Origin of the sequence: Amycolatopsis sp. NPDC059657 (assembly GCF_042734395.1) — a bacterium.
In the GTDB taxonomy this organism is placed as follows: Bacteria; Actinomycetota; Actinomycetes; order Mycobacteriales; family Pseudonocardiaceae; genus Amycolatopsis.
On record NZ_JBHWEB010000049.1, the window covers coordinates 9528 to 28666 of the forward strand.

The 19139-nt window shown below is 68.7% G+C and carries 21 protein-coding genes; 7 read left to right on the forward strand and 14 right to left on the reverse strand.

From position 1 onward, the window contains the following. Positions 1-70: 70 nt before the first annotated feature. The 11 genes from ACFV15_RS25390 to ACFV15_RS25440 all read right to left on the reverse strand — a co-directional run bounded on the left by ACFV15_RS25390 (position 71) and on the right by ACFV15_RS25440 (position 10436). Positions 71-466, reverse strand: coding sequence for a phospholipase A2 (locus tag ACFV15_RS25390; RefSeq protein WP_378353089.1), 396 nt, complete (start codon positions 464-466; stop codon positions 71-73). Positions 467-477: 11 nt separating this feature from the next. Continuing rightward, positions 478-1905 carry a glycoside hydrolase family 3 protein gene (locus ACFV15_RS25395; protein ID WP_378353145.1) on the reverse strand — a complete coding sequence of 476 codons (1428 nt, stop codon included), beginning with the start codon at positions 1903-1905 and terminating at the stop codon, positions 478-480. After that, positions 1898-2713, reverse strand: coding sequence for an HAD family hydrolase (locus ACFV15_RS25400; protein WP_378353090.1), 816 nt, complete (start codon positions 2711-2713; stop codon positions 1898-1900). Before ACFV15_RS25400 ends, ACFV15_RS25395 begins: the two co-directional genes overlap by 8 nt. Next, positions 2710-4488 (reverse strand): glycosyltransferase, encoded by a 1779-nt coding sequence (locus ACFV15_RS25405; RefSeq protein WP_378353091.1) that lies wholly within the window; start codon positions 4486-4488, stop codon positions 2710-2712. Before ACFV15_RS25405 ends, ACFV15_RS25400 begins: the two co-directional genes overlap by 4 nt. Then, positions 4485-5531, reverse strand: coding sequence for a glycosyltransferase family 4 protein (locus ACFV15_RS25410; RefSeq protein ID WP_378353092.1), 1047 nt, complete (start codon positions 5529-5531; stop codon positions 4485-4487). The genes ACFV15_RS25405 and ACFV15_RS25410 overlap by 4 nt, the downstream gene beginning before the upstream one ends. Next, entirely contained in the window at positions 5528-6052 is a 525-nt protein-coding gene (locus ACFV15_RS25415) for a deoxycytidine triphosphate deaminase (protein ID WP_378353093.1), read from the reverse strand. The genes ACFV15_RS25410 and ACFV15_RS25415 overlap by 4 nt, the downstream gene beginning before the upstream one ends. Further along, the gene (gene dcd, locus ACFV15_RS25420; RefSeq protein ID WP_378353094.1) at positions 6049-6579 is read right to left on the reverse strand and encodes a dCTP deaminase; all 531 of its coding nucleotides are present in this window, start codon (positions 6577-6579) and stop codon (positions 6049-6051) included. Before dcd ends, ACFV15_RS25415 begins: the two co-directional genes overlap by 4 nt. Then, on the reverse strand, positions 6576-7538 hold the full coding sequence (locus ACFV15_RS25425; protein WP_378353095.1) for a diiron oxygenase: 963 nt from the start codon (positions 7536-7538) through the stop codon (positions 6576-6578). The genes dcd and ACFV15_RS25425 overlap by 4 nt, the downstream gene beginning before the upstream one ends. A gap of 2 nt (positions 7539-7540) precedes the next feature. Continuing rightward, entirely contained in the window at positions 7541-8575 is a 1035-nt protein-coding gene (locus tag ACFV15_RS25430; RefSeq protein ID WP_378353096.1) for a polysaccharide deacetylase family protein, read from the reverse strand. Between the two features lie 32 nt (positions 8576-8607). Continuing rightward, the gene (locus ACFV15_RS25435) at positions 8608-9759 is read right to left on the reverse strand and encodes an MFS transporter (RefSeq protein WP_378353097.1); all 1152 of its coding nucleotides are present in this window, start codon (positions 9757-9759) and stop codon (positions 8608-8610) included. A gap of 233 nt (positions 9760-9992) precedes the next feature. After that, complete coding sequence (locus tag ACFV15_RS25440; RefSeq protein WP_378353098.1) at positions 9993-10436, reverse strand: HIT family protein; 444 nt, start codon at positions 10434-10436, stop codon at positions 9993-9995. Between the two features lie 303 nt (positions 10437-10739). On the opposite strand from ACFV15_RS25440, the gene ACFV15_RS25445 reads away from it, so the two are divergent. The 5 genes from ACFV15_RS25445 (at position 10740) to ACFV15_RS25465 (ending at position 15002) form a co-directional block, all read left to right on the forward strand. Beyond that, on the forward strand, positions 10740-12023 hold the full coding sequence (locus tag ACFV15_RS25445; RefSeq protein WP_378353099.1) for an amidohydrolase family protein: 1284 nt from the start codon (positions 10740-10742) through the stop codon (positions 12021-12023). Between the two features lie 107 nt (positions 12024-12130). Beyond that, on the forward strand, positions 12131-12733 hold the full coding sequence (locus ACFV15_RS25450) for a DUF4360 domain-containing protein (protein WP_378353100.1): 603 nt from the start codon (positions 12131-12133) through the stop codon (positions 12731-12733). A gap of 55 nt (positions 12734-12788) precedes the next feature. Then, positions 12789-13412 (forward strand): glyoxalase, encoded by a 624-nt coding sequence (locus ACFV15_RS25455; protein WP_378353101.1) that lies wholly within the window; start codon positions 12789-12791, stop codon positions 13410-13412. Positions 13413-13657: 245 nt separating this feature from the next. Further along, complete coding sequence (locus ACFV15_RS25460) at positions 13658-14518, forward strand: SDR family NAD(P)-dependent oxidoreductase (RefSeq protein ID WP_378353102.1); 861 nt, start codon at positions 13658-13660, stop codon at positions 14516-14518. Between the two features lie 10 nt (positions 14519-14528). Then, complete coding sequence (locus ACFV15_RS25465; protein ID WP_378353103.1) at positions 14529-15002, forward strand: MerR family transcriptional regulator; 474 nt, start codon at positions 14529-14531, stop codon at positions 15000-15002. Positions 15003-15168: 166 nt separating this feature from the next. On the opposite strand, the gene ACFV15_RS25470 is transcribed toward ACFV15_RS25465, so the two are convergent. Next, complete coding sequence (locus tag ACFV15_RS25470) at positions 15169-15855, reverse strand: acyltransferase domain-containing protein (RefSeq protein WP_378353104.1); 687 nt, start codon at positions 15853-15855, stop codon at positions 15169-15171. Here ACFV15_RS25470 and ACFV15_RS25475 point away from each other — a divergent pair. Beyond that, positions 15824-16354, forward strand: coding sequence for a 4'-phosphopantetheinyl transferase (locus ACFV15_RS25475; protein ID WP_378353105.1), 531 nt, complete (start codon positions 15824-15826; stop codon positions 16352-16354). The genes ACFV15_RS25470 and ACFV15_RS25475 overlap by 32 nt on opposite strands. Positions 16355-16428: 74 nt before the next feature. Here ACFV15_RS25475 and ACFV15_RS25480 read toward each other — a convergent pair whose 3' ends face one another. Both ACFV15_RS25480 and ACFV15_RS25485 read right to left on the reverse strand, forming a co-directional pair. Continuing rightward, positions 16429-16854 (reverse strand): hypothetical protein, encoded by a 426-nt coding sequence (locus ACFV15_RS25480; protein WP_378353106.1) that lies wholly within the window; start codon positions 16852-16854, stop codon positions 16429-16431. A 190-nt stretch (positions 16855-17044) separates the two neighbouring features. After that, on the reverse strand, positions 17045-18085 hold the full coding sequence (locus tag ACFV15_RS25485) for a helix-turn-helix domain-containing protein (RefSeq protein ID WP_378353107.1): 1041 nt from the start codon (positions 18083-18085) through the stop codon (positions 17045-17047). A 96-nt stretch (positions 18086-18181) separates the two neighbouring features. Here ACFV15_RS25485 and ACFV15_RS25490 point away from each other — a divergent pair, with 96 nt between their 5' ends. Beyond that, the gene (locus tag ACFV15_RS25490; protein ID WP_378353108.1) at positions 18182-19078 is read left to right on the forward strand and encodes an alpha/beta hydrolase; all 897 of its coding nucleotides are present in this window, start codon (positions 18182-18184) and stop codon (positions 19076-19078) included. Positions 19079-19139 lie beyond the last annotated feature (61 nt).

Here is a 19139-nt window from a genome sequence, read left to right on the forward strand (position 1 = left end):
CCCCGACCACTGCTTAAAGGGGTCGTGTGTGGCAGGGCCGTTTCTACCCGGCCGAACCACTCACGAGGCTTTACGTGGGGTCGCCCTTGCCGTGGTAGTGGGAGCGGGCGAGCTCGCGGACGCCGACGTAGTAGACGCCCGCCATTTTGACGCACTCGTAGCGAAGCGGGTTGAACTTCCCGAACTTCGAGGTGCAGGCCTTCTTGAGATCGGTGAACAGGCGCTTGTCGCACTCGAGCCTGCTGGTGGTGCTGCTGCGGCTGTAGCACCGGTCGTGCGTGTCGCAGGCAGGCTTGAAGTTCGCGCCGAGGAAGGAGTCCGGGACCTTCGTGCAGCCGTCGCTCATGATGCGGACCGCGGGCGCGGGCGCCGCGGCCTCGACCGGGGCCGCCGATGCCATTTCGGCGCCGAAGCCCATCAGCATGAACGTGCCTGCCATTACCCCTGCGACTTTTGCTTTGGTCATGCGCGCCAGTATCAGGACGCGCCGCCCAGATTCCGCCCAGAGAGCCGTTCCGCCGCCGCCTCGATGTTGACCGCGCCCGCCCCGTAGGTCCGAATACTGGCCTTGACCTGCGGAGTCACGTCGTCCGGCATGCCGACGGCCACCACGATCGTGTCAGGCCGGGCGGCCAAAGCCTCGGCGACCCAAGCCGCCTGCCACGGGGTCCGGTAAGCGTCCCTGACCACCAGCACCACCGGGTCGGCCGACGGCAAGTCCACCGGATCGCCCTCGCTGACGAGCACCGTCGACTGGGCCGCGCCCAGCTCGGTCAACCGGTCGGCGAGGCTCCAGTGGGCTTCACCCAGCGCATTCCCACCCGCCCGCAGTTCGACCACGACCGCGGGAGCGGTCAACGTGACCGGTCCGTCGACGCGCAGCGCGCGCCGCGCGGCTTCCAGCCCGAGGTCACGCGGAGCGGCCTGGGCGCGCAAAGTGGACACTCGCGCCGCCGCGGTTTCCAGCGTCTCGATTGAAAGCGTGCCTGCACGGACGGCCTCGGTCACCGAAGTACGGATGGCGTCCACGAGCTCCGGGCCGTCCGTCGGGCCGAGCAGCAGCAGGTCGGAGCCCGCCTGGAACGCCCGGACCGCCACCGCGCCGATGTCCGGATTGCCCTGGCCCGCCTCGATGGCGATCGCGCTGGACAGCAGCACGCCGTTGTAGCCCAGCTCCTCGCGGACGAGGTCGTGCAGCAGGCGGCGGCTCAAAGTAGCCGGGTTGTCGGGATCGAGCGCCGGGTAGAGCACGTGGGCGGTCATCATCGCGTGGACGCCCGCCTTGATCGCCGACACGAACGGCGCCAGCTCGCGCTCGCGGAATACCGAGACGGAACAGTCCACAATGGGCAATGACTGGTGCGGGTCGGTCACCGTGGCACCGTGGCCGGGGAAGTGCTTGGCGCAGACGGACACGCCACCGTCCTGCATGGACTCGATGAACGCGGCGCCGTGCGCGGCGACCAGGTCCGGCCGTGCGCCGAACGACCGGACGCCGATGATCGGGTTGTCGGGGTCGCTGTTGACGTCGATCGACGGGGCCAGGTTGAGGTTGACCCCGCAGGCCTTCAGGTCCGCCGCGATGGCCGCGGCGACCCCAGAGGTCAGCGCCAGGTCGTCGATCTCGCCAAGTGCCAGGTTGCCCGGATACGCGCTGCCCGTCTCGTAGTCGAGGCGGGTGACGTCACCGCCCTCCTCGTCCAGCGCGATCAGCGCGTCGGGCGCGGTCCGCCGCAGCGCGCGGGTGTGCCGGAGTACGGCCTGCCTGCCACCGTCCAGATTGGACGGGAACAGGGTGACGCCTGCGAGCCCCTCGGCCAGCGCCGAGTGCACCCACGACGGGGGTTCGGCCCCGGTGTACCCGGCCAGCAGGCAGGCGTTGACGAGCCGGTCGAGCTCATTCACCGACAACGGAGGTCTCCTTCGCGTAGAGCTGTTCGAGTACGACGGCGACGCCGTCTTCACTGTTGCTGCCGATCACGTGGTCCACCAGCGCGAGCACGTCGGGGTGCGCGTTGGCCACGCCGTACGCGGTGCCGGCCCACGACAGCATCGGCAGGTCGTTGGGCATGTCGCCGAACGCGATCACGTCCGAAGCCGCCACTCCGCCCCGCTCGGCCAGCCTGGCCAGTGCGGCGGCCTTGTTCACGCCGATCGCGATGGCCTCGACCAGGCGCGAGCCGTTGGAGTGGTACGCGGCGACGAGCCCGTCCAGCACCGGTTTGGCCAGCTCGAGTAGCTCGTCGGCGGAGAGCGACGGGTGACGGCCGAGCAGCTTCGGCGCGGGCAGGCTGAGCAACGTCGCGTCGTCGGCGCGCTCGATCGTCGCGCCGCGGTCCCATTCCCATGGCTCGTAGAGCGAGTCCGCGACCAGCCGGTCGGCGTGCTCCACGGCGATGCCGATGCCGGGGATCGCCGCACGCAGCCTGGCGACCGCTTCGGCCAGGTCGGGCGTCGTGATGGCGTACTCCTCGACGACCTTCCTGGCGTGCATGTCGTACAGGTACGCGCCGTTGGAACAGATCGCGAGGCCACGGTTGCCGAACTTCTCGGCGATCTCGTCGACCAGCCGGGGCGGCCGCCCGGTGGCGACCACGAATTCGGCGCCCGACTCTTCGACCAGCGCGAACGCCGACACCGTTCGCTCGGAGATGCTGCCGTCCGGGCGCACCACCGTGCCGTCGAGGTCCGTCGCCACCAGCAAGGGCGTCATGGAATCAGTCCTTCGTTCGAGAACAATCCGGACCACGAGGCCCGGCTGGTCAGCTGCGGCAGCGCCGCGCGGTACCGCTCGCGGACGGCCGAGCCGTCGCGGATGAACCGGGTGAGCACCTGCGCGCCCTGATACGCCAGGCGAATCAGGTGTGAGCGGTCGTACGTCCGGACTCGGACCCCGCGTTGGGACGCGTCGGTCACGACCGCTGTGCGCAGCGCGCCGACCCGCCACCATGTGGCCTCCGAAACCGGGACCGACCCCAGCGCCAGCCGATGCACGCCGAGCAACGGCCCGAGCGCGAGCCGGTCGAGGAAGCCCGGCTCGCTGATCACGATGTCGTTCGACGCGAGTCCCGGCGCGGCCGTCGGCGGATGCGCGACCGTCTCCGGATAGCGGGCGCGCAGCTCGCGGACCCGAGCCAGCGCCGAAACCCCGCCATCATCCAGAATGGACGGTCCGTCCAGGAAGTCAGACACCGCCTGGATCAAGGTCGCCGCAGCGCCGTACTGCATGCCCAGCAGGTAGGGGACCAGCTCGGCGAGCAGCGTCCCGGCGATCTTCAGGACCGGGAAGTCACCGTGCAGCGCCGAAATGATCGTGTAGTTGCGCAGGATGAAGTACCGGTTCAGCTCGTCGGTGTCCTTCCACGGGAAGTCGGTGTGCCACAGGCCCGCACCCGGCAGCGTCACCGTCGGGAATCCGTGTTCCCGCGCCCGGTACGAGTACTCGGCGTCGTCACCCTGGAAGAACAGGGCGAGTGGATAGCCGACCTCCTTGACCACCTCGTACGGGATCAGGCAGGCCCACCAGCCGTTGTACCCGGCGTCGACGCGGAACTCCTGCCGGTACGGCCTGCCGGTGGCCGGATCCGTGGCCAGCAGGTCGACCGCGTGCAGGCTGTGCCGGATCGGCATACCGGGCCGGATGCCGTCGAGGTCGGTGTACTCGGCCGCCGCGTGCAAACGCGTGGGGTGCAACAGGTTCAGCATCTGCCCACCGAGGATCAGCGGTTCCGCGGTGCATGCCGAGAACGCGGTCATCCGGACGATCAGATCGGGCTCCAGCACGATGTCGTCGTCCATGAAGAGCATGTTCACGTTCTCGTCCGCGACCTCGTACAGGCCACGCGTGAACCCGCCCGCGCCACCCAGGTTCGGCTGCGTCAGGTACCGCAACTTGCCCGGCAACACGCCATCGGCCCGCACCTTGTCGGTCCCCTGATCGACGACGTAGATGGAGTGCAGTGCATCCGAAGCCAGGCTGTCACTCTCGATCGCGGTCAGCGTGGCGAGGCAGTCGGCCGGACGGTTCATCGTGCAGATGGTCACCGCCGTCAGCCGTGACCGCTCCGTCGCCGGAACCGTCCAGCGCACATCTTCGACGATAAGTCGTTGGCCTGGCTCGGTTTCCCATTCCAGCCACATCGCGCCGCCGTCGACGAACCGATCGAGCGGAGCGCTCAGCGAGACCGTCTCATCGCCGACGACCCGCGCGGTCACCACCCGCGGCTCGCCCTCGAAATCGGATGCCAGCAAGGAAATCGTGCCCGAACCACTGGCCTCCAGTGAGACCTCGACAGTGTCCACTGTGGTCCAGCGCTGCCAGTAGCTCGCCGGGAACCGCCCGAAGTAGGTGTTGCCCGAGACCTTCGACGCGGGCTCCACCGTGAGCGTGGACCGCTCGCGGCAAGCACTGCCCGAGACGGCCTGGGCGTAGAGATCCTTGCTGATGACCGGATCGGGCCCGGCGAACAGCCCCCGCTGGGCGATCACCGGCGCACCTCGGCGGTCAGCGCGTCCAATTCGGCCGCGGTACGGGACAGCGGGAAGCGGGCCGCGTTGCGCAGACCTGCCGCGCGCAGGTCCGTCAGCGCGTCGTCGTCCTTGGCCAGCAGCCGGACGGTGTCCGCGAGTGCGGACTGCGCGACCCGGAGCGCCGAGTCACCCAGGACCTCGTCCAACCCTGGCACCGGCTGGTACGCCACGGGCAGGCCGCACGCCTGCGCCTCGACCGCGACCAGCCCGAACGCCTCCAGCGTCGTCGACGGCACGACGAGCAGGTCATGCCGCGCGAAGGCCTCCCACAACGCGGGCCGATCGAACCAGCCGAGGTAGTCGACCTCCGTGGTGTCCACCGGCAAAGCGGCGAACTCGTGCTCGGGCGCCGCGACGCACAACGTCACGCCGGGCAGCCCGGTCAGGCTCGCGATCAGCTGGGCCGCGCCCTTCTCCGCCGTCAGCCGCCCCGCGTAGAGCACGCGGAACCCGTCCCGTGTCTCGGGCCGTGGCGGCGGCGAGTGCAGCAGCCGATCGGGGATTCCCCATGGCACGTGGACGATCCGCTTCGGTTCGACCGGGGTGACCGTGCGCAGCAGGTCGGCCATCGCCGAGGTCGGCACGACGACCGCGTCGGCCGCCGCGCCCGCCTCGCGCAGCACATCGCGCTGCGTGGGATGATCCGCCGCGAACAGCAGATCGGTGCCGTGCACCAGCGCGATCCTCGGATGATCGGGGAACGCGCGGAGCAACGCGGGCGTGGCACCGAAACTCAAATGCTGCCAGTGCACCGCGTCGAATCCCGCCGGGTCGAAACGCTCGCGCAGCGCGAAGGCCAGAGCATCCACATAGGACCAGAATCCTGGTCCGTCGAGCTGCTTTCCCGGCACATCGAGCAATTCCGGCTTACCCGTACCCGATCCGAGCATGAAGACCTCGGCCCTGATCGGCGCTTCCGGCCCGAGATAGAGATCCTTGAGCAGCTCGACGCTCCCGCCGGGACTGCCCGGCGGGAGGTCGATTCCCGTCAGTGTCGTCACGACAATTCCTCGTACAGCCGGGAAATGTCGATCCCGGCCGTGCTCGTGTACTTCACGCCGATGCTCTGGTAGCTCGCCAGCGACCCGTGCGCGACCAGGAAGATGATCTTGCCGAAGGTCATCAGCGGGTAGACCCGCACCGGCCTGGCGACCCTGATCTCCAGCGTCCAGTTGATCGCGTGCCCGACGTGCCCGAGCGGCGCCGAGACATGCACCCAGATCCCGAGTCCGCCGATCGTGTGATCGCCGTTGATCATCTGCGCGTACCGCTCGGAATGCGTCCGCTCGTGCGTGACGCCCAGGTACAGCCGCCCCGGTTCGAGCACCAGGCCCTCCGGCGGGATGACCAGCTCGGTGTACGGCGTCGACCTGGCCGCGTCCAGGTCCGCGTCGAACACCCGCATCTTCTCGCCGAGGCGCCAGTCATAGGCGTTGGGGGACACCCGTTCCGGCTCGAACGGGTCGATCACGATGTCCCCGCTCTCCAGCGCCTTCTCGATCGCCTTGCGGGTGAGGATCACGAGGCGACCGCCACCCGGTCGCGCCAGTAGCGGGACTCCTGCGGGCCGACCGCGGACTGGTACTTGCCCGCGTACAGGTCGATCTCGCCGGAGGACACGAAGAACATGATCTGGCCGATCTTCATGCCGGGGTAGACACGCAGCGGCTGCACGGGGGAGAGCATGAGCGTCCACTGGCCGTGGAAGCCGATGTCCCCGATCGGCGCGGTGATCTCGACGAACAGCCCGAGCCTGCCGACCGACGACCGGCCGAACAGCAACGGGACGTAGATGTCGGAGCCGATGCGCTCCTCGGTGTGCCCGAGGTAGAGCTGATCCGGCTGGAGCACGTACCCGTCTTCGGGCAGCTCGATCGTCTTGGTCGGGTTCGGACGGTAGGAGTCGACGATCTTGTCCCGATAGGACATCAGCGTGCCGCCGAGCCTGACGTTGTAGCTGTTCGGGTTGACCTGGTCGGAGTTGAACGGCGAAATCGCGATCCGGCCGTCGGTCACCGACTCGGCGATCTCCGGTCCCGTCAGTATCATTTCGAGCCGCCCTTGGCCGTCACGAAGTCGTACTTCACCTTGTCTTCGATCTCGAGGTCCTTGAGCAGCCGCCGCACGGTCGCGAAGTCGTTCATCATGACCTCGCCGTCTTCCTGCGCGCGGCAATCCGCGATGATCTCGTCGACGTGCTCGATGCCTGCGAAGCGGAGCACCTGCGGCCACAGCTCGTAGTCCTCGGCGCCGAACGCGGTGATCGCCTCGGGTAGGTACCGGATGAAGAACTCCTGCCGCTCCGGCTCCAGCTTCGGGTATATCTCCTTCATCAGCTCGGCCAGCACGGGGCCGTGCGCCGCCTCGTCACGCGCGTGCAGCCTGGCGATGAGCGCGTGCATCGGCTGGATGGACTTGTCGCCTGCCAGCAGGTCGAGGAAGGCGTTGATGCTGACCTCGCCGACGACCGTCCACATGAGATAGAGAAGGTCACGCTGCCACTGCTCGTCCATGCTCTCGGCCAGCGCGTAGAGCCTGCGGTTCGTCACGGGCTCCACAAAGGAGTCCTCGAGGCTGATCTCGCGTGCCTCGCGGGTGCGCTGCATCGCCATCATGTGCATGTAGGTGTGCCACACCTCGTCGATGTGGGACTGCTGAACGACTTCCTTGACCTCGTACCGGTCGACGCCAGGGAACACGCCGTGCGCGAGCTTCTCGAACGTCGGGTTCGCCACGTGTTCTTCGGCGGCGATGACGCGTTCGTTGTAGGCGATCCACGCCAGCGTGTTGACCAGCAGCCTCTGCTCTTCCGAGGCTTCGAGGAAACGCGGGTGGTTGGAGAACGGCATCAGGTGCAGCGGGTAGTCCAGCAGGCTGGGGTCGTACTCGCCGGGGTTGATCACGCCGGCCATGTCCGTGCGGATGGTCGCGCGCTTGGGCCATGCCGCTGCCAGCCTGCGCAGCATGCTCGGTCCGACGTGGGTCTCCGCAAGCTCGATCGGGTGCATCGCTATCTCGTTTCTGTCGAGAGGGTCATCAGGTCTTCGACGCGGACGAACTCGAGTCCGCGGGCAAGCAGGCCTTCGATCACAGCGGGCAGGGCGGCGACGGTCTGGGAGCGGTCGCCGCCACCGTCGTGCATCAGCACGATGGAGCCGGGATTCGCCTGGCGCAACACGGTTTGCGCGATCACTTCCGGTCCAGGCATCGCCCAGTCCTCGGTGTCGACGTCCCACAGCGCGAGCCTTGTGCCGAGGTTAACCAGCGAGCGGAGCACCGTGGGCGTCCGCGATCCGTAGGGCGGGCGGAAGAAAGCGGGCGTCGTGCCGGCGGCCGCCGCGATCACGTCGCCGGTGCGGTTGAGCTGATCGGCCAGTTCGGTCGTGGAGAGGTCCGGCAGATAAGGATGGGACCACGTGTGGTTGCCGATGCCGTGGCCTTGTTCCACCATGCGCTTCAGGTCTTCGCCGCGCGCGCCCGCGTTGAGGCCGACGCAGAAGAAGGTGGCTGGCACGCCGTAGGACTCGAGGACGTCGAGAATCCGTCCGGTGTAAGGAGGATGCGGGCCGTCGTCGAACGTGAGCGCGATCTGGTTCCGCGTCCGGTCGCCGTGTTCCAGCGAATGCCCGGTCGCCGTCAGCGCGGCGAGTGCTTCGGCGCTGGACTCCATCGCCGCGTGGTGTTCGTCGAGCCGCCCGGTCAGCGAGCCCGACTCGATAACCAGGCGCACAACGGAAGCGGGGTCACGCCAGGCCGCGCGTGCCAGTTCCGCCGCCGGTACCGAGCCGAAATCCGGCCGTGGCGGGAGGATTTCCGGGTCGGCGCGGTACATGTCCAGGCCCGCGGCCATGAAACCGCCGTCCAGCATGCCGTTGGTGCTGTCGACGACCGTGGTCACCGGGCCGCCGAGGCCTTTCAGATAGGACGCGATCTCCTTGCTGCGGTCGGCGGCGAACCGCACGGCGGGCCGGTCACCGCGCCCGTTCCCGTCCACGACCGCGACCTCGAAACCCGAAGCGGTCCAGCTGATTCCGGCATACAGCATCGATTCCTTACCCCCAGTGATGTTCAGCCGAACTAAACGGCCACGAGTTGCTTGGCGGTGGTACGCCGGATGGCGATCGGCCCGGCGATGGCGATCGCCGCGGCGAGCAGGCCTGGCACGAGCATGGCGACGCCCAGCGACGTGACATCGGCGAGCGGGCCGATGACGGCGGGTCCGCCCAGCTGTCCCGCGTACGCCATGGTGGTCACCCAAGAAAGCGCTCTCCCGACGTTCGCGCCACCGGCGCCGACGGCGCTGAAGATCGCCGGTACGACGGTCGCCAGCCCGGCCGCGACGACCACCCAGCCGGCCAGCCCGAACGCCAACCGTCCACTCGGGAGCAGCGGCGCGACGAGCACGAGCGCGTAACCCAGCACCGCGACCGAACCCGCGAGCCGCATCCAGCTCGCCGGGTCCACTTTCGACCTAAGCCGATCGGCCGTAAGGCGGGTGACGGTCAGCGCGGCGGCGAACACGGTGTACGCGAACGAAGCCGTCGCCGGGTCCGCGCCGAGCATTTCCTCGGCGTGCAGCGAGGCCCAGCTGTAGCCCGCGCCTTCGCTGACGAATCCGGCCAGCGCGACCAGTCCGAGCAGCATGATCGTGAGCGTCGGCAGGCCGCCGGACGAGGCGACCGGCTCACCGCTCTTCTTGCTTTGTGCCTTGCCTGTCAGCAAATGCTTGCCAGGCAAGAGGAACATGATCGCGGCGACCGTGCTTGCGCCGATCATCAGCGCGGTGCCGCTCGTGTCGAGATGCAAGCCGACGGTGATCGTGAGGCCGCCGACCACACCGCCCAGGCTCCACACGCCGTGGAACGTCGACATGATCGAGCGCCCGTACCGGGTTTCGACCTCGACGGCCTGCGCATTCATCGCGACGTCCAGTGACCCGAGCGTGCCGCCGAGCACGAACGCGGACACCAGCAGCATCGGGAAACTCGGCGCCAGTGCCGGGCCGAGCAGTGCGAGCGCCGCGATCGGTGCGATCACACGCAAAACGGCCCGGCTCGACCAGACGTCGGCCAGCCTGCCCGCCACCGGCATGCACGCCATCGAACCGAGCGCGGTCAGCAGCAGTACCAGCCCGATTCGGCCCTCGCCGAGGTGTAGCCGGGCGTTGATCGCGGGCAGCGACGCGCTCCAGATGGCACAGATCAGCCCGCAGAGCCAGAAAACGGCCACCACGGCCATTCTGGCGCGAAGCAGGGCAGGCTCGGGACGCGTCACAGCGGCGGACTTCCTTCTTTGGTGGAGTGCACGACCAAGGGGGAGTCATCCGCTGTCCACTGAGGACGGAATGCCGTGAACTGTTCCCCCAGTTCGATCGGATCCGCGACGATGCGGGCGCACTCAAATAGTAAAGAAACTTTCCTATTTAATTCTGCAGTCGGGGTGTCCCGCTGTCAAGTGACATCTCACGCTTCGAGTGGGGTCCGACGGCCGGTCACGAGCAGGCTGCGCACGGCCGACAGCTCCGCGTCACTTTTCGCGGTGGCGACCCACGGCCTGACCAGATGATCACCGGCCGCTCTGGGCACAAGGTGGACATGGAGATGGAAAACATCCTGCCACCCGGCGGATCGGTTGGCCTGGAACAAAGTTAGGCCATCCGGCCGCAGCGCCTCCCGGATCGTGGCGGCCACCGAGTGGACGGTCCGCATGACGGCGGCCGCGTCGTCCGCCGAGATCTCCCAGATGTCCGCGGCGTGCATCCTCGGCACGACAAGGGTGTGCCCCGGCGTGACGGCGGTGTGGTCGAGGAACGCGATCGTGCGTTCGTCCTCGAACAGCACGCGCCCGTCCCCCTCGCGGCCCGCCGCGATCTCACAGAACACGCAGGGCTTCTCAGCTTCATCCATGGGCTCGACTTTAGGGCGTCCCGCCTGCTCGACTCGCGTGACGTGAACGGCGCTTCCGCGACGCTCAACGTTGCGAACGTGGCGTTCATGCGGACCGGCCAGGTCGCAACGCTCACGCCGACGCCGGTCTGGCACGGCTAGGTCCCGCACTGGGCCGAGGCACGCCATGTTTGCGAGGGGATCCCCCTCGTTCCGGCGCGATAAATGTGCGCGAGTGGTGACTCTGCTCCGTTGGACGCAGCAGAGTCACCACTCGCCCCGGCGCACGTACCCTCGTGGAGCGCGATGTTATTCTGGGAGGGCATGACAGAGTTTCGTGCGATTCCCGAATTGGCCGGTTTCCGTGCTCGTAAGCCGTTGTTGGTCACCGAGGTCGATGTGCTCGACCCCGTGACCGGCTCCGTGACCACTCGCCAAGACATCCTGATCACCGAAGGCCGCGTGGCGCGGGTCGGCGCCGCGCTGAGAGTTCCCGATGCGGAAGTGCTTCCCGGCGCGGGCCTGGTCGCGCTGCCCGGATTGTGGGACATGCATGTCCATACCTTCGACGAGTCCACCCTCCCGAAGTTCCTCGCGCGCGGCGTCACCGGCATCCGGCACATGGGCGGCGCGCCCGTGCACGCCGAGTGGCGGGCCAGATTGCGCGGGGGTGACTGGCTCGCACCCCGGATGGTGTTCGCCAGCCCGATCCTCGACGGGCCAAGGCCGAGCAGGCCCGGTTCGCTCGCGCTGGCGACGGCCGAAGACGCCGAGGCGGCCGTGGTCCGGTGCGTCGCGGACGGCGCCGAGTTCCTCAAGGTGTACTCGGGATTGCCCGCCGACGCCTATGCCGCCATCGCGGCCTCGGGCTTCCCCTTCGCCGGTCACGTGCCGTTCGAAGTGCCGATCGAGACGGCCGCTGTCTCCGGACAGCGCAGCGTGGAACACCTGGACGGCCTGGCGCTGGGCACCTCTTCGCGTGAGGCGGAGATCCGTTCCGGTCTGTCCACATTGGACCCCAGTGATCCGGCGGCGATGTTCGCGGAATTCGGCAGGCTCAACCACTTGGCCGCTACCACCCATGACCCGGCTCGGCTGGCCGCGCTGTGCCAGGTCTTCCTCGAGCACGGCACCTGGCATGTGCCGACACTGGCGGTGTTGCACGCCAAGGCCACGGCTGGCACCCCGGAATTCCCGCTCGCCCCTTACCTGCCGGACATCGAACCGGCGCTGCGCCCCGCATGGGCTCGCGTCGGCTCCTGGCAGGCGGGCGAGGGGGAGCAGGAGGTGTTCGAGCACAGCCTGCGCCTGGTCGGCGAGCTGCACCGGGCAGGAGTTCCGCTACTTGCGGGCACCGACACGTTCGTGCCAGGCCACAGCCTGCATGACGAGCTGGGCCTGCTCGTGCGCGCCGGGCTGACCCCGCTGGAAGCGCTGCGCGCGGCGACCGTCGCACCCGCCCGTTTCCTCGGCGTCGAGGACCGCTTCGGTGCCATCGCACCCGGCATGACAGCGGATCTTGTTCTCCTCCAAGCGAACCCGCTCGACGACATCGCCAACACGAGGACCGTGCGCGCCGTCATCCTCGGCGGTGCGCTGGCCGGATGAGTGACGCAGCGGCGTATCCGCCGTCTGGCGGAGTCTCGCCGCTGCGCCTTCCGATACCGTTTTCCGTGCTACCGCCGTCACCACGCACGGATCCAGAGAGGCTCCTCATGCTCACCACGGCTGCGGCAACTTTCCTGGCGGTTTCTTCAGCGGTAATCCCGGTCACCGGAACGGACGAGATCCCGGCGCGGGTCGAGGTCGTGACGGTCAACGGCTCGGGCTGCCCGGCGGGCACCGCGGAGACCTCGGCGGGCGGCAACACGTTCAGCGTGTCCTACCGCGCCTTCTTCGCGCAGGCGGGCGGGGGAGCGAACCCGGTCGACTCCCGCAAGAACTGCCAGGTGAACGTCCGCGTGAGCCTGCCGCCCGGCTACACCTACGGCCTCGCGGGCACCACGTACACCGGCTTCGCCCACCTGGAGGCCGGCGCTTCGGCGCTGCACCGGGTCAGCCTGTACTTCCAGGGCACGTCGCCGACCGTCGCGCTGAACTTCCCGTTCACCGGCCCGCTGACCGACGAATGGCGCACGGACTACCGGCCGCACCCCACCGAGATCGTCTACTCCCCGTGCGGTGACAGCCGCAACCTGAACATCAACGCGGAGTTACGGGTCAGCACCTCGGACCCGGCCAAGCGGAGCTTCCTGCTCGCCGATGCCTCGAGGGGCATCGTCCGCGCGAAGTACGACTTCGCCGTCAAGCCCTGCTGAGACCGATCAGGAATCAAGAAGCACAGGTCACCGGCCCGCGCCTAGCGTTACCGGCATGACCTCAATCACCAGCATCACCATCGAGGCGGCCGACACCGCCGCCGCCGAACGCTTCTACGCCACGGCCTTCGGCCTGGACTCCCGCTTGCGCGTCCGCGCCTCGCACGAGCCCGCCACCGGCTTCCGCGGCTTCACCCTGTCACTCACCGTATCCCAGCCGGCCAACGTCAACGCCCTCATCGACGCCGCACTCGCGGCGGGCGCGACCACCCTCAAGCCGGCCACGAAGTCGATGTGGGGCTACGGCGGGACCGTCCAAGCCCCGGACGGCACCATCTGGAAGATCGCGACCTCGGCCAAGAAGGACACCGGCCCGGCCGCCAAGGAGTTCGACGACATGGTCCTGCTGCTCGGCGTCGCCGACGTGGCCGCGAGCAAGCGCTTCTACCTGGAGCGCGGCTTCACGGTCGCGAAGAGCTTCGGCCGCATGTACGTCGAGTTCGAGAGCGGATCGAGCCCGGTCAAGCTGGCCCTGTACCGCCACAAGGCGCTGGCCAAGGACGCGGGCGTCGCCCCGGAGGGCTCCGGCTCGCACCGGATCGCGGTCGGCGGCGCCGGTCCGTTCACCGACCCGGACGGTTTCGCCTGGGAGGCTGCTTCCGTGACGGCCAGGTCCTGATGTGCCTCTATCACCTGCCGGGGATGCTCGCCGCACTCGCGGAGGAGAACGGCGAGCCCCCGGTGGAGGTCGAAGAACCGGATTCGGCTGAGCTGGTCGCGGAGGGTAGCGCGGGATGAGGGGCTGGTGTGTGGGTTTTGCGTCGTTCAACGCCGCGAATCACACACACGAAACCGTTTCACGAAGCCCGCGGCCGGGGATCCAGGCTTGCGTTCGAGCGCGCTCAAAGCCATAGCGTCCTTCGCATGACAACACAGACCTGGATCATCACCGGCGCTTCCCGAGGCTTCGGCCGCGCACTGGCCGAGGCGGCGCTCAAAGACGGCGACAACGTGGTGGCCGCCGTCCGCAGCCCGGAGAGCGTCGCGGACCTCGAAGCCGCCTACCCCGGCAACTGCCTGATCAAGGCCTTCGACGTCCGCGACACCACACAAGCCGAAGGCCTTGTCCAGGCGGCCGTCGACCGCTTCGGCGGCCTCGACGTCCTGGTCAACAACGCGGGCCGGGCCGTGGTCGGTGCCGCGGAGGAGGTCGGGGACGCGCCGCTCAGGGAACTGATGGACCTGCACCTGTTCGGCCCTGCCGCGCTCGTCCGCGCGGCGCTGCCGATCATGCGCGAGCGGAAGAGCGGAACGATCGTGCAGATGAGCAGTCAGGGTGGGCGCATGGCGTTCCCCGGCGTCTCCGCCTACTGCGCGTCGAAGTTCGCGCTCGAGGGATGGTCCGAAGCACTGGCCGGGGAGGTCGCCCCGTTCGGGATCCGCGTGATGCTGGTCGAGCCGAGCCGGTTCCGCACCGATTTCAACGCGACGGATGTCCTCGAGTTCGCCGAGGTGTCCGACACCTACCGCGACATCCTCGCCGCGGTGCGCGGAGACCTCGCCGGGGTGGACGGCAAGCAGGAAGGCGACCCGGTCAAGGCCGCCGAGATCATCGTCGAGCTCGCGCACGGGGACGAGGTGCCGCTGCGGCTGGCGCTCGGCCGCGAGGCCGTCGAGCGGATTTCGGGTGTCTACACGCGGGGGCTGGCCGAGGTCGAGCGGTGGGCGGAGACCGCGCGCAGTGCCGACTTCGACGGGGTCCCCGCCTCGGTCCGGCCGGTCTAGGCTGCTGATCATGGCCACCGACGACCTGATGACCCGCGCGCTCGACTCGCTTGGCGATGACGAGGCCTCGGTCGAGGTGATCCATCTCCTCACCGACCTGGCCGATGTGCCCGCGCCGCTGGCTATCGCCGAGGTCGCCGAGCTGCTCGACCTCTCGCCGCACACCCTGCGGTACTACGAGCGGGCCGGACTCGTTGAGGTGCCGCGCGACGGCAACGGGTACCGCGTCTACGACAAGGAAGCGGTGCGGCGGCTGGTGTTCCTCACCCGCATGCGGCTGTCCGGGATGCCGATGCGGGACCTGCAGCACTACGTGTCCCTTGTGGACGCGGGGGAGGAGACGGTGCCCGAGCGGCTGGACATGCTGATCGAGCACCGTGACACCATCCGGCGCCGGATCCGCGAGCTGACGCTGTCGCTCACGGCGACCGAATACAAGATCGCGACCTATGGGGGTTCGACCGGCCCGGATGTGCGGTCGTGAGCGTTGCGGGCGGTTCTAGTGAGGGGAAACGCAAAGGTGGCGTGCTCGTGCACAAGGGTTTGGGTGAAGGAGGCCCTCACTCAAGCCGAGTCCACGCGCGTGGTGAGGCGAGCCTGACGAAAGAGAGGTCGTGAGTGTTGCCGACGGTTAGAACCGGCCATACCACTCACGACCCTATGCGACGGCCCGCCCGCACGAGGTCGGGTGCGGCGGCCGGATCGCCACCGGCCGAGGGCAGCAGTGGCAGCAGCCTGCTCCGCTTGGACTTCAGCGCCGGGTGACGACGGGCCATCGCGCTGCAGCTTCCGCGGGGGCCGGCCTCCAGCAGCAGGTAGTCGTCGCCCTCGGTCAGCAGGTTGTCCAAAGCGGACCAGAACAGCACCGGATCGGCCAGCTGCCGTGCCCGGAAATCCGGGTCCAGTGCTTCCTGATCGGTGACCGGTAATCCGGTCCCGGTCGACTGGATCCGGATTTCCGGCGCGGAAAGCGGACTGCCCGAGAAACCGTCGGCGAATTCTTTCGCCGCAGGCGCGCAGGCGGGACTGTGAAACGCTTGTTCCGAGCGCGCGGGCTGGCTTGCGAAACCATTCGCGGAAAGGGTCGCACCCACCTCGGCCAGTTCGTCTGCCGGTCCGGAAAGCAGTAGCTGACGCGGGGTGTTCATCGCGCCGATGACGACGCTCGGCGTCAGGTAGGGCGCGACCCGTTCCGAATCTCCGGCCATCGGGCGGATCATTCCCGCCGCGGCTTCGGCGGCCGAGATCTGGGGCGAGGACCCCGACATCTCGCTCCACCCGGCGGAACGCCCGCTCGTCCACGGCGTGGGCGCCCGCAGGCTGCGCACCTTCACCACGGCCCGCACCTGCGCCCGCCGCGCGTTGGCTTCGCTGGGCCATCCGCCGTTCCCGATCCTGCGTGGCCCGTCCGGCGAGCCGGTGTGGCCGAGCGGGATCGTCGGGAGCGTCACCCATTGCGAGGGCTACAGCGCGGCGGTCGTCGCCCGTGCCGAGTCCGTGCCGGTGCTCGGCATCGACGCCGAGCCGCACCGGCCGCTGACCGACGGCCTGCTCCCGATGGTCGCGACCCGCGCCGAGCGCGACCGGCTCGGTGAGCTGCCGGACGGTGTGCACTGGGACCGGCTGGTCTTCTGCGTGAAGGAGACTGTCTACAAGGCATGGTTCCCGCTTACCGGGCGCTGGCTGGACTTCCATGAGGCCGAGGTGACCATCGACCCGGTCGAGCACACGTTCACGGCTCGGCTGCTGGTGCGTGCCCCCGTGTCGCCGGCCGGGAGATCACCGGCTTCGCGGGCGCCTTCATGGTGGCGGATGAAGTGGTCATCGCCGCCGTGAAATCGTTTACCTGAATTGCGGAGGTGATTCCGGCCCGGGCGGCGGACTGGCCGGAATCACCTCGCAAGCCTAAATCAGGGCGCGACACTCCAGGTGATTTTCTCGATGCCATTGTCGATCGTGCCGATCTTGGCGAAAGCGTCCTTGCTCAGGATGAGGTCGCCTTTCTTCTGGCCGCCGACGGCGTCGACGATCTGCACCTTGACCGTTCCCTTGGGGCCGGTCACCTGCACGACGACACCGCAGTTGACGCTGCTGGAGTGCTCGCTGCCGTACTGGGCCAGGTTCAGCGCGGCGATGTTCCCCTTCGGCAGGCTCGGCAGGTTGGCGGACTTTTCGCAGGCCACGTCGTCCCAGTCGGCCGTGTAGCCGGTGGTGTACTTGGCGACGCCCTGGTAGGTGGCGGTGCCAAGGTTGCCGGAGTACGGCGCGGCCATGGCCGACGGGGCGAGAGCGAGCATGGCGGCGGAGGCGGCGAAGATCGCGTAACTGACGCGCATTAAATAAACCTTTCAAAGGTATTGTAAAGAGGAATTACCGAAATGGCGGTGCTGGTGGCGGCGAGGGTCAGCACCCGGCCGCCGATTTATCCGCCGAAATGAAGACTAGCCCGCACCACAACGGTGTTATAAGCCCCCATACGGGCGACAGGCAAAACCGCTCGTTGCGAATGGTGAAACGTATTGTCCACTACGACTGGGTGTCGGAGACGATCCGCCAGGCGGTGAGCGCGAGACCGGCCCTGATCAGGCCGGCGGGCTCGGTGAGGTCGAAGCCCAGCGTCTTTCCGAGCTGATCGAGCCGCCGGGAGACGCTGCTGTGATGCAGGTGCAGCAGTTCGGCGGCGCGGCGCGATGAACCGGTCGCACAATAGATATCCAGCGTATCCAGCTCATCCGGATTTCCAGCCAGGCCCGCGATCGCGGCCACATCGGCGTTGTCACGCGCGATCTCACGGGGTATCTCCGCCAGCAACGCCAAGCCGCCCAGGTGTGCATAGTGGACGACCGGCTTGCGCGCCGTGCTGAAGCGCAGCGCGGTACGGGCCTCCCGCCACGCACGGCCGGGGTCCGCCGAAGCGCCGATGCCGGCGCGCACGCCCGCCGGGAAACCGGCCGCGTCCACCGTGGTGGCTAGTATGACGCCCACGTCGGCGACCGAGGCCGCTTTCACCGGCCGCGCCGGGCAGATCAGCGCGGCGACCCGGTCGAGCGGCGCCCCCGCACGGACGGTGACCACGTGTACCGGCAGTTCGGCGGCGAAACCCAGCAACCGCAACGCGCGGTCCCTGGCCGCGTCGTCGCAGTCGGCGGTGATCACCAGCTCCAGCAACGCGGGATCGGCCATCGTGGTGCGCGCCGGTCCATACCGCTCGACCACCGCCGCGGCCGCGATGGCGAGCCGCTCCAGCAGCACCTCGTCGAGCCCGCCTGCCGCACCGGAGCGCTCCAGCCACACCGTGCCGATCTCTTCCTCGTCGAGCGTGATCGCGGCCGTGGTGGACGCGGTGAGCGTCGAGGTGGCTTCCCTGCCATCGGGCGACATGCGGATCACCCGGCCCGTGCCGTGCAGGCGGATCGCGGCCACGCACTCGGCCAGCCCGGCCGACGCACGCGCGAGCGCGGGCAGGTCGACCCGCCGCCGCATCAGCGTGTCGTAGAACATGACCACGCGAAGTGCGCCTTCGACGTGCGAATCCAGCTGCGACAGCCGCTGGGCCAGAGCCTCCATCGCCTCAGGATAACCGCGCCGATCGGTGCGTGAACCGGCTTCGGAGCGCGACGCCTGGCGGATGCCGTGACGGCCGCGAGCCGAGAGGATCTGCCCATGGATTCCGAACTCGAACCTTTCCTCCCGCTGTTCCCCCAGGCCGACCTCGGCGACCCGCTGGACGCCCGCGCGAACTTCGCCGAGCTCGCCGCCGCGATCCCGGCGCCGGACACCGGGGACATGGTGATCGAGGACCGCACGGTGCCCGCCGATCCCGAAGTCGCGATCCGGATCTACCGCCCGAGCCTCGCGCAGGGCGCCATCGTCTGGCTGCACGGCGGCGGATTCGTCATGGGCGACCTGGCCACGGAGCATCCATGGGCCGCCAGGCTCGCCGAAAGCTCCGGCGCCGTGGTGATCTCGGTCGACTACCGGCTGGCACCGGAGAACCGGTTCCCCGCAGCGCTCGACGACGCCTACGCGGTGCTCGCCTGGACCGCAGGCAACGCGTCCGGCCTGGGCATCGACCCCGAGCGCATCGCGGTCGGCGGGCACAGCGCGGGTGCGGGGATCGCGGCGGGCGTGGCACTGCGCGCACGCGACCGGCAGGGGCCGCGCATCTGCTTCCAGCTGCTCAACCAGGCGGGACTCGACGACCGGCAGGAGACATGGTCGGCGCGGAACTTCACCGGCACGCCCTGGCTGACCCGCGGCAAACTCGCGTCAGCGTGGGCGCACTACCTCGGCGGCGTACCCGCCACGCCGTACGCCGCACCGGCGCGTGCCGCCGATCTGACCGGCCTGCCGCCTGCCTACATCGCCAGCGCGGAGTTCTGCCCGAACCGTGACGAGGACATCGTCTACGCGCTGCGCCTGATGGAGGCGGGCGTCTCGGTCGAGCTGCATCAGTGGGCAGGCACCTTCCACGGCTCGCAGGCGATCCTGTCCGCGGAGATCTCGCAGCGGCAGAACGCGGAACTCGGCGCCGCACTGCGTCGCGCGCTGGCCGGATGACCAGCCGAGATGTCAAGCTGGCGGATCCGCCAATTCCCTGATGTCCCTGATCTTTCGACAC

Coding starts and splice junctions, on each gene's coding strand:
- ACFV15_RS25485 (WP_378353107.1), bottom strand. CDS start 18,085: ATGGAGGCTCTGGCCCAGCGGCTGTCGCAGCTGGATTCGCACGTCGAA.
- ACFV15_RS25400 (WP_378353090.1), bottom strand. CDS start 2,713: ATGACGCCCTTGCTGGTGGCGACGGACCTCGACGGCACGGTGGTGCGC.
- ACFV15_RS25440 (WP_378353098.1), bottom strand. CDS start 10,436: ATGGATGAAGCTGAGAAGCCCTGCGTGTTCTGTGAGATCGCGGCGGGC.
- ACFV15_RS25450 (WP_378353100.1), top strand. CDS start 12,131: ATGCTCACCACGGCTGCGGCAACTTTCCTGGCGGTTTCTTCAGCGGTA.
- ACFV15_RS25425 (WP_378353095.1), bottom strand. CDS start 7,538: ATGCACCCGATCGAGCTTGCGGAGACCCACGTCGGACCGAGCATGCTG.
- ACFV15_RS25430 (WP_378353096.1), bottom strand. CDS start 8,575: ATGCTGTATGCCGGAATCAGCTGGACCGCTTCGGGTTTCGAGGTCGCG.
- ACFV15_RS25490 (WP_378353108.1), top strand. CDS start 18,182: ATGGATTCCGAACTCGAACCTTTCCTCCCGCTGTTCCCCCAGGCCGAC.
- ACFV15_RS25455 (WP_378353101.1), top strand. CDS start 12,789: ATGACCTCAATCACCAGCATCACCATCGAGGCGGCCGACACCGCCGCC.
- ACFV15_RS25480 (WP_378353106.1), bottom strand. CDS start 16,854: ATGCGCGTCAGTTACGCGATCTTCGCCGCCTCCGCCGCCATGCTCGCT.
- ACFV15_RS25445 (WP_378353099.1), top strand. CDS start 10,740: ATGACAGAGTTTCGTGCGATTCCCGAATTGGCCGGTTTCCGTGCTCGT.
- ACFV15_RS25465 (WP_378353103.1), top strand. CDS start 14,529: ATGGCCACCGACGACCTGATGACCCGCGCGCTCGACTCGCTTGGCGAT.
- dcd (WP_378353094.1), bottom strand. CDS start 6,579: ATGATACTGACGGGACCGGAGATCGCCGAGTCGGTGACCGACGGCCGG.
- ACFV15_RS25460 (WP_378353102.1), top strand. CDS start 13,658: ATGACAACACAGACCTGGATCATCACCGGCGCTTCCCGAGGCTTCGGC.
- ACFV15_RS25390 (WP_378353089.1), bottom strand. CDS start 466: ATGACCAAAGCAAAAGTCGCAGGGGTAATGGCAGGCACGTTCATGCTG.